The sequence below is a fragment of the Marinobacterium sedimentorum genome (genome assembly GCF_024267675.1).
GTDB lineage: Bacteria > Pseudomonadota > Gammaproteobacteria > Pseudomonadales > Balneatricaceae > Marinobacterium_A > Marinobacterium_A sedimentorum.
Map to the genome: position 1 here is coordinate 16,530 of NZ_JALDYX010000033.1, position 17,076 is coordinate 33,605.

Annotated in this window: 15 protein-coding genes; 12 read left to right on the forward strand and 3 right to left on the reverse strand. The window is 59.2% G+C overall.

The features are described from left to right. Positions 1-9: 9 nt before the first annotated feature. The 4 genes from arsC to MRS74_RS19870 are packed head-to-tail and all read left to right on the forward strand — an operon-like array spanning position 10 to position 3,140. Positions 10-360, forward strand: coding sequence for an arsenate reductase (glutaredoxin) (arsC, locus tag MRS74_RS19855; protein ID WP_254582019.1), 351 nt, complete (start codon positions 10-12; stop codon positions 358-360). Between the two features lies 1 nt (position 361). Next, a complete protein-coding gene (wrbA, locus tag MRS74_RS19860) occupies positions 362-985 on the forward strand; it encodes an NAD(P)H:quinone oxidoreductase (RefSeq protein ID WP_254582020.1) in 624 nt (207 codons plus the stop codon). Then, positions 982-1,374 carry a DUF2069 domain-containing protein gene (locus MRS74_RS19865; protein ID WP_254582021.1) on the forward strand — a complete coding sequence of 131 codons (393 nt, stop codon included), beginning with the start codon at positions 982-984 and terminating at the stop codon, positions 1,372-1,374. The genes wrbA and MRS74_RS19865 overlap by 4 nt, the downstream gene beginning before the upstream one ends. Further along, positions 1,374-3,140, forward strand: a complete 1,767-nt coding sequence (locus MRS74_RS19870; RefSeq protein WP_254582022.1) for a SufS family cysteine desulfurase — start codon at positions 1,374-1,376, stop codon at positions 3,138-3,140. Before MRS74_RS19865 ends, MRS74_RS19870 begins: the two co-directional genes overlap by 1 nt. Here MRS74_RS19870 and MRS74_RS19875 read toward each other — a convergent pair. Beyond that, positions 3,137-3,961 (reverse strand): YiiX/YebB-like N1pC/P60 family cysteine hydrolase, encoded by an 825-nt coding sequence (locus MRS74_RS19875; RefSeq protein WP_254582023.1) that lies wholly within the window; start codon positions 3,959-3,961, stop codon positions 3,137-3,139. The genes MRS74_RS19870 and MRS74_RS19875 overlap by 4 nt on opposite strands. A gap of 237 nt (positions 3,962-4,198) precedes the next feature. Here MRS74_RS19875 and MRS74_RS19880 point away from each other — a divergent pair, with 237 nt between their 5' ends. The 8 genes from MRS74_RS19880 (at position 4,199) to MRS74_RS19915 (ending at position 13,772) form a co-directional block, all read left to right on the forward strand. Then, a complete protein-coding gene (locus MRS74_RS19880; protein WP_254582024.1) occupies positions 4,199-5,125 on the forward strand; it encodes a LysR family transcriptional regulator in 927 nt (308 codons plus the stop codon). A 171-nt stretch (positions 5,126-5,296) separates the two neighbouring features. Further along, the gene (locus tag MRS74_RS19885) at positions 5,297-7,945 is read left to right on the forward strand and encodes an ABC transporter transmembrane domain-containing protein (RefSeq protein WP_254582025.1); all 2,649 of its coding nucleotides are present in this window, start codon (positions 5,297-5,299) and stop codon (positions 7,943-7,945) included. Between the two features lie 135 nt (positions 7,946-8,080). Continuing rightward, complete coding sequence (locus tag MRS74_RS19890) at positions 8,081-8,623, forward strand: hypothetical protein (RefSeq protein ID WP_254582026.1); 543 nt, start codon at positions 8,081-8,083, stop codon at positions 8,621-8,623. 34 nt (positions 8,624-8,657) lie between these two features. Continuing rightward, positions 8,658-9,380, forward strand: coding sequence for a response regulator (locus MRS74_RS19895; protein WP_254582027.1), 723 nt, complete (start codon positions 8,658-8,660; stop codon positions 9,378-9,380). Positions 9,381-9,493: 113 nt separating this feature from the next. After that, complete coding sequence (locus MRS74_RS19900; protein WP_254582028.1) at positions 9,494-11,551, forward strand: hybrid sensor histidine kinase/response regulator; 2,058 nt, start codon at positions 9,494-9,496, stop codon at positions 11,549-11,551. A 142-nt stretch (positions 11,552-11,693) separates the two neighbouring features. Further along, positions 11,694-12,641: a hypothetical protein gene (locus MRS74_RS19905; protein WP_254582029.1), complete on the forward strand. Its 948-nt coding sequence runs from the start codon at positions 11,694-11,696 to the stop codon at positions 12,639-12,641. 250 nt (positions 12,642-12,891) lie between these two features. Further along, positions 12,892-13,056 carry a hypothetical protein gene (locus MRS74_RS19910; RefSeq protein ID WP_254582030.1) on the forward strand — a complete coding sequence of 55 codons (165 nt, stop codon included), beginning with the start codon at positions 12,892-12,894 and terminating at the stop codon, positions 13,054-13,056. A gap of 479 nt (positions 13,057-13,535) precedes the next feature. Further along, positions 13,536-13,772 (forward strand): hypothetical protein, encoded by a 237-nt coding sequence (locus tag MRS74_RS19915; protein WP_254582031.1) that lies wholly within the window; start codon positions 13,536-13,538, stop codon positions 13,770-13,772. A gap of 241 nt (positions 13,773-14,013) precedes the next feature. Here the strand turns inward: MRS74_RS19915 and MRS74_RS19920 are convergent, their stop codons facing one another. Together MRS74_RS19920 and MRS74_RS19925 are read right to left on the reverse strand one after the other, a co-directional pair. Then, positions 14,014-14,778: a TSUP family transporter gene (locus MRS74_RS19920; protein WP_254582032.1), complete on the reverse strand. Its 765-nt coding sequence runs from the start codon at positions 14,776-14,778 to the stop codon at positions 14,014-14,016. Between the two features lie 182 nt (positions 14,779-14,960). Beyond that, on the reverse strand, positions 14,961-16,970 hold the full coding sequence (locus tag MRS74_RS19925) for a DNA topoisomerase III (RefSeq protein WP_254582033.1): 2,010 nt from the start codon (positions 16,968-16,970) through the stop codon (positions 14,961-14,963). Positions 16,971-17,076 lie beyond the last annotated feature (106 nt).

Sequence of the window (17,076 nt, forward strand, 5' to 3'; positions counted from 1 at the left end):
GGAAGCGCCATGAGTCAAGTTACCCTTTATCATAACCCACGCTGCTCCAAGTCCCGAGAAACCTGTCAGCTGCTGCGGGACAACGGCATCGAACCTCTGGTGCGCGAATATCTGAAAGATGTCCCCAGCGCCGACGAACTGCGTGAAGTACTGAACGCTCTTGGCATGAGCGCCCGCGGGCTGCTGCGCACCAAGGAAGCGGAATACAAGGAGCTGGGGCTTAGTGATACCAGCCTGAGCGATGATCAGATTATTGCCGCCATGGTGCAATGCCCCAAGCTGATCGAGCGCCCCATCGCCATCCGCGATGGCAAGGCCCGCATCGGCCGCCCGCCCGAGTCCGTGCTGGAGATACTCTGAGGTGACCCGCCCAGACCAGGATAGCCCCTACGTACTGGTGCTTTACTACAGTCGCCACGGTGCCACCCGCACCATGGCGCAACAGATTGCCCGCGGCATCGAACAATCCGGCATCGAGGCGCGCCTGCGCACCGTACCTGAGATTTCCAGCGTCTGCGAAGCCACTGCGGACAGCATCCCGGCCGAGGGCGACCTCTACTGCGGTGAACAGGATCTGGCCGGCTGCGCCGGTCTGGCCCTTGGCAGTCCCACGCGTTTTGGCAACATGGCAGCCGCACTCAAGTACTTTATCGACAGTACCAGCGCGCTCTGGCTCTCCGGCGCCCTGATCGGCAAACCGGCGGCGGTTTTCAGCGCCTCATCCAGCCTGCACGGCGGTCAGGAAAGCACTCTGCTGAGCATGATGCTACCCCTGCTGCACCACGGCATGCTGATCACAGGCCTGCCCTACAGCGAGCAGGAATTGCTTTCCACCCAGACCGGCGGCACGCCCTACGGCCCGACCCATGTGGCGGGCCCCAAGGCCGGACGCAGCGTCGATGCCACCGAACTCAAGTTGTGCCAGGCCCAGGGCAGGCGTCTGGGTGCACTGGCAGTGAAACTCTTACCCCGGAGCCCACGATGAAAACCACCCTCGACAGCAACCTCGATGCCAAGCTACGCATTGCCCGCCTGCTGACCCTGAGCAGCTATGCAGCATTGCTGGGCCTGCTCAGCGTCTGGTATCTGTGGCTGGCGCCGGCACCTGGCGATCACCCCTGGGTGGTCTGGCTGTGGCATCTGGTGCCGCTGCTGGGCTTTGCCCCCTCGGTCATACTGGGCCGGCCACGCGCCCATGCCTGGCTCTGTTTCATGCTGCTGCTGTTCTTCATTGAAGCGGTGCTGGCAGCCACCCATCCGGCCACCTTTGGCCTGGGTCTGAGCTATGCCATTCTGGTCAGCGTGCTGTTTGGCGCCGCCATGTATTACGCCCGCTGGAAGAGCCAGCTACTGCGCAGTACCCGGCAGCACTGATGCCGGACGCACCAATGCTCGATATAGACCGCCTGCGCGCCGACTTCCCCATTCTGGGGGAACCAGTGCGGGGCCTGCCGCTGATCTACTTCGATAACGCTGCCACCACCCAGAAACCCCGGGTGGTGATCGATGCGCAATCCGAGTATTACCGTCACAGCAACGCCAATGTACACCGCGCGTCCCACTGCCTCAGCAGCCGGGCCACCGAGGCTTTCGAGTTGGCCCGCGAAAACGTGGCGCGCTTTATTGGCGCCGCCAGCCCGCGGGAAATCATCTGGACCCGCGGCGCCACCGAGGCCATCAACCTGGTAGCGCACAGCTACGGGCGCTCGCAGCTGCACGCCGGCGACCTGGTGCTGGTGTCGACGCTGGAGCATCACGCCAACATCGTCCCCTGGCAGTTGCTGGCGCAGCAGATTGGCGCACGCCTTGAAGCCATCCCGCTGCTGGATGACGGCAGCCTGGATCAGGCCGCCTACCACCAGCTGTTGCAACAGGGCCCCCGCCTGGTGGCGCTGACCCATGCCTCCAACGCACTGGGAACCCTGAACCCGGTGGCGCAGATGACCCGGGCCGCCCAGGCCGCCGGTGCCAGGGTACTGATTGATGGCGCCCAGTCCACGCCGCATCTGAACATTGATGTACAGGCGCTGGGCTGTGACTTCTTTGTGTTTTCCGGCCATAAAGTGTTCGGACCCACCGGCATAGGCGCGCTCTGGGCGCGGGAGTCATTGCTTGACGCCATGCCGCCCTGGCAGGCCGGCGGCGAAATGATCGAACATGTCAGTTTTGAAGGCACCCGCTTCGCAGGCCTGCCGTTCAAGTTTGAAGCCGGCACGCCCAACATTGCTGGCGTGATCGGTATGGATGCGGCCATCGGCTACCTGCAGCAGTATGATCGCAGTGCGCTGGAGGCCCACGAAATGCAGCTTCTGGCCCGGGCGCTGGAGCTGTGCAGCGAGATTCCAGGCTTTGTTCCCGTTGGAAATGCCCCCAGGCGCGTCAGTCTGATGTCCTTCTGCATCGATGGAATGCACCAGCAGGATCTGGGTCTGCTGCTGGATCAGCAGGGTATCGCCGTGCGCGCCGGTCACCACTGCGCCATGCCCCTGATGCAGCGTCTTGGGCTGCAGGGAACACTGCGAGCCTCCTTCGCGTTTTACAACACCCTGGCGGAAGTCGAGCGCTTTGCCGCCGTGCTCAAACAGATTGTGCTGGAGCACCAGGCACCTGCTCGCAGGGAGAGTCCGCCGTCTGAGCGCAAAGAGGTCCAGGCGCCGAATCCTGATCGAGAATCGGGGCCTGAAAAACAGCAGAGTCCGTCCCAGGGATGGCTCCAGGCAGAGCCGGAATTAGCCGCCGAGGGGCTGTTGCAACGGCTGGATGCCTGCCGCGGCTGGCAGGCACGCTATCGGGAGATCATGCTGCTGGGCAAGAATCTGCCCGCCCTGGATGCCGCACAGCGCATTGACAGCAACCGCCTGCACGGCTGCGAGAGTCATGTCTGGCTGATTGTCGACTATCACGGGGGCAAGCTATGGCTGCAGATGGACTCCGATGCCCGCGTTATCCGCGGCCTGATTGCCCTGCTACTGGCGCTCTTCAACGGCAAGCGTGCGCAGCAGATTCTGGACTTCGACCTGCAGGGGCTTTTCAAGCGACTCCAGCTCATGCAGCACCTGAGCCCCTCCAGAGGCAATGGCCTGAAGGCCATTGTCGATGCCATCTATCAGCATGCCCACAGCCGCCAGAACGGTGACTAGTCACCGTCAATACCGGGCGCGGACACAACGCTGCCCGGCGCAGGTAGGGCCTGATCCGGCGCGGCGGTAGCGGCTTCCGGATCACCCAGACAGATAATATTCCTGTACGCATAACCTGTTTCCAGCATCGGCTTGATGACCTTGAAATAGGGCGACACATCAAAGTCCCGCGGCGTAAGCAGGCTCGGGTGCCGCCGGAACAGCCGCACCGGGAAACCGGCATTATCGCTCTGCACCACCTCCGGCAGTATCGGATAGGCAATGGCCTGAAAGGCTTCAGCAATCAGCGATGAACAGATGGCCCGGGTGGGGTCGCCACTGCCAAGGTGCAGCATTTGGCGGCGCCAGCGCGTCGGAACCGGGGGCGTGGGAAACAGAAAGCGCAGCAGATCGAAGATATTCTTGTGGTCGTATTGCTGCCCGAGGCGCGCCATCAGATAGTCGGTCATGACCTTCACTTCAGCCGCCGCCAAACCCACCGGCCGGCAAATGCGGGTATGGCAGGACTCATAACGCTGCAGGGAGATGGCCCGCACGCCGGCCGATACATCGGCCTCGACCAGAATGCGCGCCTGCGCACCCAGCTCGGGCCCATCCAGAGCATGGCCGATACAGAAAGCGGCGTGGGACCAGGTCGATTGCGTCAGATACTTGATGGCCGTACTGATGCGACTGGTGCCTTCGATGAGCAACACATCGCCAGGCTGCAGGCAGCGGTGCAGCTTGTCGGCAGAACTCGTCGCCTTGGGCGCCAGCCCCTCGCGGGGGTGGGACAGGTACACCGACAGCCGGTGACCCACGAACTCCAGCATTTGCCACATAACCGCGCCTCAGATCCGATTGGGAATCAGGGGGACCAGTACCCCGCTCCAGCAGCCCCTTCGACAGCCCCTTCGACAACCTCGCAATACACACCCGCCCAGAATCACTGCGAAGCCGTATTGGGAATTCAGCGGGCGTCACCCTGCCGACAAATCTGATAGTACAACAACATTGTCACTTTGCCATTGTTGCAAATAACGCAATAATACGAGATTAATCCTTGTCCGGACTCCCGTATGAATCTCGATAACCTGCGCTATTTTGTGCGCGTGGTTGAAGCCAACAGCTTCACCGCCGCCGCCGAACGTCTGGGCACGCAAAAATCCACCCTGAGCCGGCGCATCTCGCAGCTCGAGGATGAACTGGGTATACGTCTGCTGCAACGAACCACCCGCAAGCTGCACCTGACCCCGGATGGCGAAGAACTCTTCGAGCGTTGCCGGCCACTGATTTGCCAGCTCGAAGATGCCCGCCACCGCCTGAGTGTCAATCAGCCGGAGCCCCAGGGGCGACTGAAACTCACCATGCCGACGGAACTGGCACTGGCCATGCTCGATAACATCATTGCGAGCTTCATGCAGCAGTACCCAAAAATCCAGATGGAAGTCGAGCTGACATCACGAGTCCTCGACATGGTGGAAGAAGGTATAGACGTTGCTATTCGGGTCGGCGCGCTGGAAGACTCCAGCCTGATAGCTCAGCCCGTCGCCCAAGTAGCCCGCGGCCTCTATGCAGCGCCTGAATATCTGCAGCAGCGCCCAGCACTGCAGAGCCCCCATGACCTGCAACAGCATCGCTATCTTGGCCTGCTGCAGCGCTCGGACCCGCTGCATTTCGACAACTGGGATCAGAGCCACAGCCTGCAGATGGATACCCCCCTGCGCACCAACAGCCTGAACTTCATGCGCTACATGGCAAGACGCGGCTTTGGCATCGCCAGACTGCCCTGTTTCTTTGCCCAGCCCCTGGTGGACAGCGGAGAGCTTGAAGCGGTGCTGCGGCAATACCCGGTCCCCAGTATCGCGATCAATGCCCTTTACCCAAGCCGCCAGCACCTCAATCCCAAAACACGCCTGTTCCTTGATCACCTGCATGCCGAGCTGCGCCAGCACCCCTGGGCCAGTGATGCGCTGATCCAGCTGCCCGGCGCCAACCCAGGCTGAATGGAAAAATGCTCAAGCCAAGTACTAAAAACTTCCCCTGCGCCCGACTACACTACTAAGATAAGTTTGTTGCATAGCAGCAAAATTCACCTTTTACCGCTGCATGCGGCCTGTTGCGGCCCTTGAACGATGCGCGTTCAGGGCCTGGCTGTCAGGATCGGAGACCGACCTATGGACAAGTCCATTGTCCGATTTATTCTGCGCTTTAGCCTGCCACAGCAGATTCGTCTGTTGCTGATGACGTTCTGCTCCTTCCCGATACTCTATATATCCTTGGAACTGCCCAAAATCATCATCAACGACGCCATCGGTGATGCGGCCAGTCTCAAACAGGTCTTGGGCACCACCTTTGAGCCGATGTATTACCTGCTGGCGCTCTGCGGCCTGCTGCTGGCGATGATTCTGATCAACGGCATGGTCAAGATGTACATCAACACCTACAAGGGCATCGTCGGCGAGCGCCTGGTGCGGCGCCTGCGGTATCAGCTGGTCGAGCTTATCCTGCGCTTTCAGCCCAGGCGCTTTCAGATGGTCAGCCAGGGCGAGCTGATTTCCACCATCACGGCGGAAACCGAACCCCTGGCGGGCTTCATCGGCGACAGTATCGCACTGCCTGCATTCCAGGGCGGTACCATGCTCACCATCCTGCTGTTCATGTTCATGCAGGATCCGATACTGGGCATCGCGTCCATTGCGCTGATTCCGCTGCAGATTCTGGTGATTCCAAGACTCCAGCGCAAAATCAATCTGCTGAAAAAGGAAAGGGTCAAAACGGTGCGCCACTTCTCCCAGCGCATTGGCGAGAGTGTCGATGGCATGATGGAAATCCGCCTGCACGGCACCCGCCCCTATCACCTGGCCGAATTTTCCAAGATCCTGGGAGAGCTGTTTCGCATACGGCTCGATATCTACAAGAAAAAATTCTTCATGAAGTTTCTCAATAACCTCATTAACCAGCTGACACCGCTGATGTTCTATTCCATTGGCGGTGTGCTGGCCATTCGCGGAGACCTGACTATAGGGGCACTGGTCGCGGCAGTCGCGGCGCACAAGGATCTGGCCGCGCCCTGGAAGGAGCTGCTTGATTACTATCAGCAGTATCAGGACTCCATGATCAAGTACGAACAGATACTGGAACAGTTCCAGTCCCATGATCTGATGCCCATAGTCCCCGCCAGTGCCACCAGCCCGGTCCAGCTGAACAACCACATTCGCCTCGACAAGGTCTCGGTGGGCAGCGAAATTGGCAACCGTCTGGTGCGCAACATCAATATCGAGCTGCCGCCTGGCAGTAGCGTGGCCATATGCTGCAAGGACCCATCGCGCCTGCGCGCCCTGGCACGCGCCCTGATTCGGATCAACCCGCCCCTGAGCGGCCACCTGATGTTTGGCGATGACGACCTAAAGGACCTGCCATCGGACCTGCTCGCCCGTGAGCTGACCTACGTCGGACCCGATGCCTTCCTGTTTTCCGGCAATATGCTGCAGAACATCAATTACAGCATGCGTCTCAAACCGCCTGCCGAGTCGCCGGAACAGCTCGACAACCAGCGCCGCTGGGAAATTCGCGAAGCCCAAGCCTCCGGCAACAGTACCGATCGCTTCGACGGTATCTGGACCGACTTTTCCCTCGCCCACGCCGAAAACTGGGAAGACATGCGCCACTGGCTGTACGAAGGCCTGAAGGTCGTGGGGGCCGATGAACTCATCTATAACGTGGGCATGGACCAGAAATACAACCCGGTTGAGCGCCCGCAGGAGCTGTCTGATGGTCTGCTCAGGGTACGCAAGCAGCTGCTGCATCGGGTGCCGGAGTCCGGCCTTGAACAGCTGATCGTGCGTTTTGATCCACTGAAGTACAATTGCGGTCTGTCCGTGGCGCAAAACCTGGGCTTTGGCATCCCCTGCCCGCCGATCAGCACACCGGCCGCCATGGCTGCCCATCCTCAGATGAGTGCGCTTCTCGAACAGTTCAATTTAACCAACATTGCGCTTGACTGTGGCCGCCTGATGGCCGGCCGTATACGTGAGCTGGCGCTGGAAGCCGGTCCACTGGACCCGCTGCCGGATAATTTCAGCGAGTTTGATACTCCGGAATTTCGCAAGCGGGTGAGCGAACTTGAGCGCCGGGATCTGGTTCACGGCGCAACGCACCGCAGGCGGCCGGAACGTCGGGACCCGGGCCGTAGTGCCGAAGACCTGGAGTTACTGCTGGAGCTGTTCCTGCGTATTACCCCGTTACTTCACGGTGACGATCTGCTGGAAAAACAGGTCATCGAGCAGTTGCTCGCCGCCAGAGAGGTGGTACTCGCGCGCACCGATTGCCCGCTGTGCAGCAGCTTCGAACATTTCAGCGAGGATCAGATCAGTGGCGGCCTGAGCGTGCGTGAGAATGTTCTTTACGGCAAGGTGATCGGCACCAACCCCGCTGAGCTTGCTCGGTTACAACAGCTCATTGATGAAGCGATGCGCGATGAAGATGCCGAATCCATGGTCATGGTACTCGCCGGTTTCACCCAGGTCGGCATCCGTGGTGGCAGCCTGCCGTTGATTGCGCGCCAGCGCATCCAGCTGCTGCGTGCCATCGTCAAGCACCCCAAGGTGCTGGTCATGCATGAAGCCCTTACCGCCATGAGCCTGGAAGAGCGAGCCACCGTGCTGCGGCGTATCCGGACCCGCCTGCCGGACCTGACCCTCATCTATCTTGATCAGGAAATTCCGCCGGGCGAACTGTTCAGCGCCCAGTACGAAATTAGCGCCGACGAGTTGCATAGCCTCGAAACCCTTCCATTACCCAGCCTTGCCAGCAGTGATCTGTAATTTTTCTACAGAACGCTATACTAGCGGGTGTGCTAACGGCTGCTGATAGAACGACCGGCATGGCTGACCGTTGACATCCGGACATGATTGGCCCACCCAGTCACCATCAACCTTCTTGCTTACACGGAACACCGCATGCGCCAGACGATGTATCTCCTGACCCTGACTCTCCTGCTGCTGGCAGGCCGACTCCATGCCCAGGATCTGGAAATCGAGGCGTTTTATGGTCATTTCACCGGCATCGCCGATGAACAGGTCGATGGGGAATCCGAACACCGGCAGCTGTCTGTCTCGATCGAACCCATGGGCGACAATTTCGAAATCGCCTGGACCACCCGCGTCAAGCGCTCCGACCTGTCACAGAAAGATCACGTTTACCATATTCTGTTTCGCAAAACGCGCCGTGGCGCCATCTATGCCTCTGCCATGCGCATGAATGTATTCGGCAAGCATATCCCCATGGATCCACTGGCTGGAGACCCCTTTGTCTGGGCCCGTATCCACGACAAGACACTCACCGTTTATGCGATGATGATTACCAATCAGGGGGCCTACGACATGCAGATTTATGACCGCACCCTGCTCGACAATGGCGATATGGCGCTGGCGTACACCCGCATTCTGGATGGAAGCATAAGCAAGACAGTCACCGCCGAATTGCATCGCATTCACGACTGAAGACGCCTTAGCAGCTTGTGCGCAGAGGTTGCATATGACAACAGAGCACGAACATCGGGTCCTGCTGATTGATGATGATGCCGCGATACGGGAGATGATCAGCGACTACCTGGGGCTGCAGGGATACGGCATCCTGGAAGCCGAAAATTCCGCCGCTGCCCGCACCTTGCTGATGCAGCAAACCCCCTCGGTCGTCTTGCTCGATATCAGCATGCCCGGTGAAGATGGCCTGTCGCTGGCACGTTATATTCGTGAACATATGGATATCGGCATCATCATTATTTCAGCCGCCGGTGAAGCCATAGACCGCATTGTCGGTCTTGAAATAGGTGCCGATGACTACCTGGCCAAGCCTTTTGATCCCCGGGAATTACTGGCACGGATCCGCAGTGTGCTGCGACGCTACGAAAAGTCCGCCAGCGCCCGCCCCGGCATGGAAACCTCCGAACCCGTGCGGGTCGGCTGCTGTCGCCTGGATCTGGCGTCACAGCAGCTGTTCGATGCGCAGGATCAGGAACTGCCACTGACACAGATGGAATTCGATCTGTTGCGCGTCCTGATCGAAAGGCCCAACCGGGTGCTGAGCCGAGATCAGATTCTGAACCTCACCCATAATCGCGACTGGGACCCGAATGACCGCAGCATTGACATTCGTATCGCCAGGCTGCGGCGCAAGATTGAATCCGACCCGGAACGCCCCCGCAGTATCCGCACCGTTCGAGGCAGCGGTTACATGTTCGTGCCGTGCAGTGACTGACATCCGGTTTGTTTCAGCCGCGTATCAATTGTAACGATCGGTTTCAGAAACCATCCGGCCAGCAGCCCGCTGATAGACTGCAGCCTATGGGAACAGCCAGGGCGATGACCACCATGAAGCACTTGATCGAGCACCGGCTGCGCGAGGCATTGAATCAGGCAGCTGAAGCCGTAACCTGCAACGCAGGTGACGATATCTTGCGAGAACTGGCCAGGCGCCTGACACTGGCACTGGGGGTTGAACATGCCCTGATCGGCGTGCTGGTACCGGGTCAGACTGATCGGATCCAGGTGATCACCGGCTACAGCCTGGGAAACGTCGTCGACAGTTACCAGTATGACCTGGCCGGAACGCCCTGTGAGCAGGTGGTCGGCCAGCGCTTTCGCTATTTCCCACGCAACATGCGCCAGCTGTTCCCCGATCCGCACCTGGTCGAACTCAATATCGAAAGTTATGCCGCCATACCCTTGTTTGATTCGCAGGGAAACACCCTTGGCCTGATGCTCGCCATGCACAGCGCAATGCTGCAGGACGAAGACATGATTCAGCCGGTCATGCGCATCTTTTCCTCCCGGGCAGCACTTGAGCTTGAACGCCAGCACTATACCAGTGCCCACAGGCGTTCCGAACTGCGTTATCGCGCCATATTCGAGGCCGCACTTGACTCGATTATCAGCATGGATGGGGAGGGTCGCATTATCGATCTGAACCCGGCAGCAGAGGCCTGCTTTGGCTACAAGAAAAACACCGTCATCGGCAAGCCGCTGGCCGAAGTACTGATTCCAGCGCGTCTTCGAACCGGACACCAGGCCGGTTTGGCCCGTTTTCATGCCATGGGGAAAGGCGACTATATCGGTCGCCGGGTCGAGGTACCGGCGCTCGCCGCCAATGGCGAGGAAATCCCGGTCGAGCTCACCATCGAGGTCGCCCGCGATGAAGAGGATAGTGCGATATTTATCGGCTATCTGCGTGATATTCGGGACAGAATTCAAGCCCTGGGCACTGAAAAACGGTTGCAATCGCAACTACGTCAGGCCCAGAAAATGCAGGCCATTGGACAGTTAACCGGGGGTATTTCCCATGACTTCAATAATATACTGACTACGGTGATGGGCTATATCGTACTCGCCCAAGAGCAGGCAGCAGGGTCTCAGGATCCACTGATGCTGCGATATCTTGACCGCATTCAAGCCGCCAGCCAGCGGGCCAGCCATCAAATCCAGCAGCTGCTCACCTTCAGCCGGGGTCAGCAGGGTGAACGACAACCCATTCAGCTGTCTGATCCTGTCTACGAAGGCCTGCGCATGCTGGACGCCATACTGCCCTCTGGCATTCGCCTGAATGAACACCTGGGTACGCGCCTTCCCACGGTACTGGCCGACCCGATGCAGATCGAACAGATTCTGATGAACCTGTGCATCAATGCCCGCGATGCACTCAAGGGCAACGGCGACATTAGGGTCTCACTGAATGCCCTGCATCTGCAGGACCATGTCTGCGCCTCCTGCCATGCAAACCTGGGCGGAGACTATATCGAGCTGCAGGTTGCCGATACCGGGCCCGGCATGGACCCGCTCACCCTCGAGCGCGTCTTCGAGCCCTTCTATTCCACAAAACCCGCCGGCCAGGGCAGCGGCATGGGACTGGCAATGATACATGGCATAGTGCATGAGCATCACGGCCATATACTGGTGGATACAGCACCCGGGACGGGAGCGGCATTCCGCATCCTGTTTCCGCCCAGCCAGTATCGTTTGCCGGACGAAACCCAGGACCCGCTAAAGGCACCGTTAAACGAGAAACTCTACGGGCGTTTACTGCTGGTGGATGACGAAGCCACCGTCGCCGAGTTTATGGCGGATCTTCTCAGCACCTGGGGCCTGGAAGTCGCTATATGCCACAGCGCCGAACAGGCGCTTAAGCGAATGGATACCGACGGCGACAAATTTGACATCGTTATCACTGACCAGACCATGCCTGGCCTGACCGGCACCGAGCTGGCCCGTCAACTGATGAGCGTCCGGCCCGATATCCCGATTATTCTTTACAGCGGCTTCGCCGAAGGCATCGATGATGCGGCCTTGCGTCAGGGTGGCATCCGCGAATTCTTCCGCAAGCCGGTGGATACAGACCGGTTACGTCAGACCCTGGCGCGGCTGCTGTCCCGCTGAACCGCTGAACCGCTGAACCGACGGAGACTGCCGCTTTGCACTACAAAACAGTTACATAAAGAAACCTGACAGACATCCGACCGATACCTCCAGCTCATATGCTTGATCTCGTCCAATAAACAAAACAACGAGGTCAGCCAGCATGCACGCCAACACCAAAAGTTACGCCCACTGTATCGATGCATCCAAACGGGTACGCTGGGACATAGAGCAGGACCTGATCCGCGGCCGCACACTTGACGCAGACAGAAAATTTCTGCCCGACGGGCTGTCCTGTGTACAGGATCTGGACTTCATGTGCATGGCGGACAAACAGTTGTTCAGTCAGGTGCAGGGGCGCACCTACGCCAACATCTTCGGCCTGGTTGAGCGCTTTATCTGCGCCAAGATTCTGGACCTGAGCCGCGATTACCTGCTGGATGATCAGGTCGCACTCGAAGGCCTGATCCGCTTTAGCGACGAAGAACTCAAACATCAGGCCCTGTTTCGCCGTATCGAGCAGATGGCGGCTGAACAGTTGCCCGCCGGCTACTGCTTCCTGCCACAGGCAAACGCCGTGGCGCAGGCCGTGCTCAGCAAGTGTACCTGGGCGGTGCTCGCGTTAACCTGTCATATCGAGCTGTTTACGCAATTGCATTACAAGCAGAGCATCGCACCGGATATGGCGCTGTCGCCGCTCTACAAGGACCTGTTTCTGTACCACTGGCGAGAAGAGTCCCAGCACGCAATCATGGATGAAATAGAATGGCGTCGTGAGGACAGCCAGCTCAGTGAAGCACAAAGGGAGCAGGCTGTTGACGACCTGATCGATCTGGTGGCGGCCGTAGACGGCATTGTCTGCGCTCAGGCTGCCAGCGATGCTGATTACTTCTGTCGCAATACGGCTCAATCCTATGGTCCGGCGCAGCAGGCATGCATTGCTGCAACACTGGTTAAAGCTTACCGCTGGCAATTCATTGTTTCGGGCGTACAACATCCGCACTTTGTAAGAGTGTTGTCAGAGCTAACCACGGATAGCCAGCTAACACGGATTCAGCAGGCCCTGGCACCCATCCTGACAGCAGAGTCCAACGCCCAGCAGGTCGCCTAGCAGCCTGTCGTACTTAACACTGATCTACTGCGGAAAAGCCGATTTTGGTCATTATGCGTGCTCTTTTTTGTTAAATAGAACCACTATTTGCCTCAAAAGAGCTCAAAAACTGCCTCAAAACGGACTTTCCCTCGCTATGATCGGCCAAGCCCGACAGACTCCTAGCAGTCACCAGCATCACCGCAACGACCCCAATACGGGTCTGCTTTTTTGCCGGCCCTTATTTGGCCCGACGTCGGAGAAACCAGCCATGAACATCCTCAAACGTATCTTTAGGCAAAAAAACCGCAAAAGCCGTGACGAGCGCCAACCGCTGCACCAATTGAGCGCGCATACGCTCAGGGATATCGGGGTCGATCCTATGGCCGCGGAACACCGCAGGAATGAACGACTCTGGCGCGAGCTGGCGTCATGACAACCGGGGCTGTCCCGGCGTTTGCAACCACAACAGACCGGGACGGGCCCCATCACCTGTCCCGGATTGTCGCCGTCACACACTGCAGTTTTCACCCCCTGTAATCATCTGCCCATCCTCCTCACGACGCCCGGGCAACCAGCTGTGTAATCTGTCAGCATCCATGAAGGAAGCTTGCTCTTACCTGATGGCCTGTGCCGCCAAGCGATAAGAAGCTGAGATCAAAAATGAGCGACACCCCTGGCCTGTCGGCGTTTATCTGTCATTCAGAATGAGGCTAGGGCTTGATCGCGAACAGCGTCAGAAATAAATAGGTGAGATAATTTCACCTCTTAGAAAAAAAAGGATCATTTGCTGCACCTGCGTAATCTCCGTATTCTGGCGTTGCAGGTTAGCGGTAACAACCGCAGGTAAAGCAGACATGAAGAGCATCCAGCCCTTCAGGGCTTTACCCCGAATGCCCTGCCAAGGAGAATTTAATGAACAACATGCTTCCACACTACAACATGCACATGAACTCGCCTGTCGGCTACCCGGGCAGCCGTCGCGAAACGGAAATCGAATACATTTTCCGTATTGCCAATGAAGCCAAGGCTGCCAAAAAGGCTGAACTGCGTGCTGCCCGCATGCTGAAAATCAAAACCTCGCTGCTGAACCTGCTGAGCAAGCTCCACGTCAGCCGCACCCCCAGCCTGCACGCCCTGCTCGGACGCTGAGCATGCAGTGCCACCGCCCGCTTCGCAGCCCATCCTGGCCACAGGCTGAGCTGCGAAGCGGCACAAGTCACATGCCAGCCGTCTTTCCCATCTGACGACACCGGCTAGACCCAAAGCTTACCCCGCTCCGCTCAGTACCCCACCATTTAGTAACTCACGGTAGTTGCTAACGATTTAGTACCTCACCCTTTGTTACAGCACGGTTTAAAGACACCCCTTCTGCTGCCAGCCTAGCGCTGCGCTACAGAACCTCTTTCCAGATATAGCTGACGGCCATCAACAGGCACATGCACACCACCAGCGGGCGAATAATCCGGCTGCCATGGCGAATCATGGTATGGCTGCCAATCAGCGCGCCCAGAATCTGCCCGGCGATCATAGCCGCGCCCAGACTCCAGACCACCTTGCCTCCTGCGATAAAGACCACCAGTGAAGCCACATTGCTGGCGCAGTTCATCACCTTGGCCGCTCCGGTGGCACCAAGCAGGTTACGCCCGCGAAACCAGATCTTGCTGAAGGCGAAAAAGGAGCCGGTACCGGGCCCCAGAAAACCGTCGTAGAATCCAACCAGCGGCGCAAGCGTCATGCTGTACGTGCGTCGACTCATGCGCGCCGGCGTTTCCTCCAGCCCTGCGGTGGGCACCAGCAAAAAATAGAGCGCGATCATGACCAGCACCAGCGGAATCAGAAACATCAGAATGCCCGGATCAGTAAACTGCACCAGTAGGGTCCCGAGTACCGAGCCCACCAGACTCCCCACCACCAGGCCCCGAATATCATCGAATCTGACAATCCCCCGGCGCAACATGGTGAGTGCCGCCGTCAGGCTGCCAAAGGAGCTTTGCAGCTTGTTGGTGGCCAATGCCGCCACCGGCGGCACCTGGGCCAGCAACAGGGCCGGCAGCGTCAGCAGGCCACCGCCGCCTGCAATGGTGTCGATAAACCCCGCCAGCAGCGCAACACCAAACAGCGCCGCCAGCAACTCCGGTGACAAAACCAGATCCATGTAGTATTTCTCTCGCAAGATCGCTCAGAAACCATCTCGAACGGATGGGCCAGATCCCGCGCCGTACTCCCTGTTACGGGCCCCTGCGCGGCGGGCTGAACTCTACGCCTGCCCCAGGCCCCGCACAACAGTCTGGTATTGCACTGCACTAAAAACCGGCGCCGAATCCCGGCAAAGAAGACTTAACTGGTCTTGCTGGCTGATTTTGCGGGACTGCGCCGCCTGGCCGGTGCCTTGCGGGCGGGCGTTGCAGACGCACTCTTACCGGCCGTTTTACGGCCTGCGCCGCTACTTGAACTCGCCCTGCGCCGACCCCGCCCGGGTGTGGCGCTGCGAACGCCCTGCAGTCCCTGGGGCAACGTATTGCTGGCGGTCTGAATTAACTCTGCGAGTGCAGTCACCAGCGCGCCCATGAAGTCGCCATAGCTGCCCTCACGCTGGCAGATGGCCTCCAGGCGCGCTTCCCACTGCGCCGTCATGTCCGGCAGTGTGGTTTGCCGTGGCAGGCTGTCGATCAGACCGATGCCTGCAGGCGTGGCATGGATGGCCTTGCCCCGACGCTCCAGAAAACCGCGGCGGAACAGCAATTCGATAATGCCGGCACGGGTCGCCTCGGTGCCAAGGCCATCGGTATCCTTCAGAATCTGGCGGATCGAGCGATCTTCCACAAAGCGGGCGATACCGGTCATGGCCGCCAGCAGGGTAGCATCGGTAAAGTGCTTGGGCGGCTGGGTCATCTTTTCCAACAGCTCGCCACGCTCACACTGCAGTACCTGACCCACACTGAGTGCGGGCAGCAGTTGCGTCGCCTCATCGCCGGCTGGTTCCTGGCGCCCAAAGAACGGTTTCCAGCCCGCCACTATGACTTCCCGCGCCTGGGTACGAAAACGCCCGCCGGCAATATCGATTTCCACCCGGGTTTCAAAATACTCGAAGTCAGGCAGAAACTGCCCCACATACTGGCGCGCGATCAGCTCGTACAGCTGCCGCTCCCGCCCCTGCAGCCCGCTCGCAGCCTGCTTCTTCTCGGTCGGTATGATGGCGTGATGCGCATCCACCTTGCTGTCGTTCCAGGCCTGGCTCTTGCGCCGGCTGTCCGCCGCCGCCAGCGCATCTTGCAGCGCCTCGCTATTGTGGCTAATGGCGCCCAGCACCTGGGGCGCGCGGGCCAGATGTTCCAGCGGCAGATGGCGGCTGTCGGAACGGGGATAGGTGATCAGCTTGTGCTTTTCATACAGGCTCTGGCAGCAATCCAGGGTTTCCTTGGCGCTCAGACCAAAGCGCTTGGCGGCATCAATCTGCAAACTGGACAGGCTGTAAGGCAAGGGCGCCGCCTGGCGACGACGTTTCTTGTCGACCTCAAGCACAGTACCGGGCTGCCCGCTAATGCGTTTTACCACGTTTTCGGCCAGGGGCCTGGACAGTACCCGCCCCTCCTCATCCTGGTAAGGCGCGCAGGCCTCACTGGGCTGCCACTTCGCATGGAAGGCCTCGCGCGCATCGGTCAGCAGATGTGCGCGCACCTCATAAAAGGGTTTGGGTACAAAAGCGGCAATGGCCTGATCCCGGCGCACCACCAGCCCCAGCAGCGGCGTCTGTACCCGGCCGACAGACAGCACACCGTCGTACCCCACCTTGCGCCCCTGAATAGTGTAGGCGCGGGTCATATTGAGTCCGTACAGCCAGTCGGCCCGGGAGCGGGCCAGGGCCGAAGTCGACAGCGGTATGAACTCCCGGTTGGGCCTCAGGCGCTGCAGGGCCCGGCGCACCGCCTCGGGGTTCAGGTCGCTGATCAGGCAACGCTGTACCGCCGCACGTTTGGCATCCTTGACGCCCAGATACTCGATAACCTCATCCACCAGCAGCTGGCCTTCGCGATCCGGGTCACCGGCATGCACCAGCTGATCCGCTTCCTTGACCAGCTTGCGCAGCACCGTCAGCTGCTTGCGGGTCTTGGGCTTGGGCGTCAGCTGCCACTGCTGCGGCAGTATGGGCAAATGCTCAAGGCGCCACTGCTTGAAGGCCGGATCATAGGTATCGGGCTCGGCCTGCTCCAGCAGGTGTCCGATGCACCAGCTGACAGTATCGCCATTGCCGGCACGGATAAAGCCGTCGCCTTTTTGATGGGGCCGGGGCAATACATCGGCGATGGCGCGGCCAAGGCTCGGTTTTTCTGCGATATAAAGAATCATGGCATCAATAGCTGTATAAATAGACAGTCATATTAGCTGCAAGCCCTGCCCGGCGCCAGCGTCACGAAAGCGGTCTTAGTTATATAAATCAAATAAATAAGAACTT

Coding starts and splice junctions, on each gene's coding strand:
- arsC (WP_254582019.1), top strand. CDS start 10: ATGAGTCAAGTTACCCTTTATCATAACCCACGCTGCTCCAAGTCCCGA.
- MRS74_RS19865 (WP_254582021.1), top strand. CDS start 982: ATGAAAACCACCCTCGACAGCAACCTCGATGCCAAGCTACGCATTGCC.
- MRS74_RS19870 (WP_254582022.1), top strand. CDS start 1,374: ATGCCGGACGCACCAATGCTCGATATAGACCGCCTGCGCGCCGACTTC.
- MRS74_RS19875 (WP_254582023.1), bottom strand. CDS start 3,961: ATGTGGCAAATGCTGGAGTTCGTGGGTCACCGGCTGTCGGTGTACCTG.
- MRS74_RS19880 (WP_254582024.1), top strand. CDS start 4,199: ATGAATCTCGATAACCTGCGCTATTTTGTGCGCGTGGTTGAAGCCAAC.
- MRS74_RS19885 (WP_254582025.1), top strand. CDS start 5,297: ATGGACAAGTCCATTGTCCGATTTATTCTGCGCTTTAGCCTGCCACAG.
- MRS74_RS19890 (WP_254582026.1), top strand. CDS start 8,081: ATGCGCCAGACGATGTATCTCCTGACCCTGACTCTCCTGCTGCTGGCA.
- MRS74_RS19895 (WP_254582027.1), top strand. CDS start 8,658: ATGACAACAGAGCACGAACATCGGGTCCTGCTGATTGATGATGATGCC.
- MRS74_RS19900 (WP_254582028.1), top strand. CDS start 9,494: ATGAAGCACTTGATCGAGCACCGGCTGCGCGAGGCATTGAATCAGGCA.
- MRS74_RS19905 (WP_254582029.1), top strand. CDS start 11,694: ATGCACGCCAACACCAAAAGTTACGCCCACTGTATCGATGCATCCAAA.
- MRS74_RS19910 (WP_254582030.1), top strand. CDS start 12,892: ATGAACATCCTCAAACGTATCTTTAGGCAAAAAAACCGCAAAAGCCGT.
- MRS74_RS19915 (WP_254582031.1), top strand. CDS start 13,536: ATGAACAACATGCTTCCACACTACAACATGCACATGAACTCGCCTGTC.
- MRS74_RS19920 (WP_254582032.1), bottom strand. CDS start 14,778: ATGGATCTGGTTTTGTCACCGGAGTTGCTGGCGGCGCTGTTTGGTGTT.
- MRS74_RS19925 (WP_254582033.1), bottom strand. CDS start 16,970: ATGATTCTTTATATCGCAGAAAAACCGAGCCTTGGCCGCGCCATCGCC.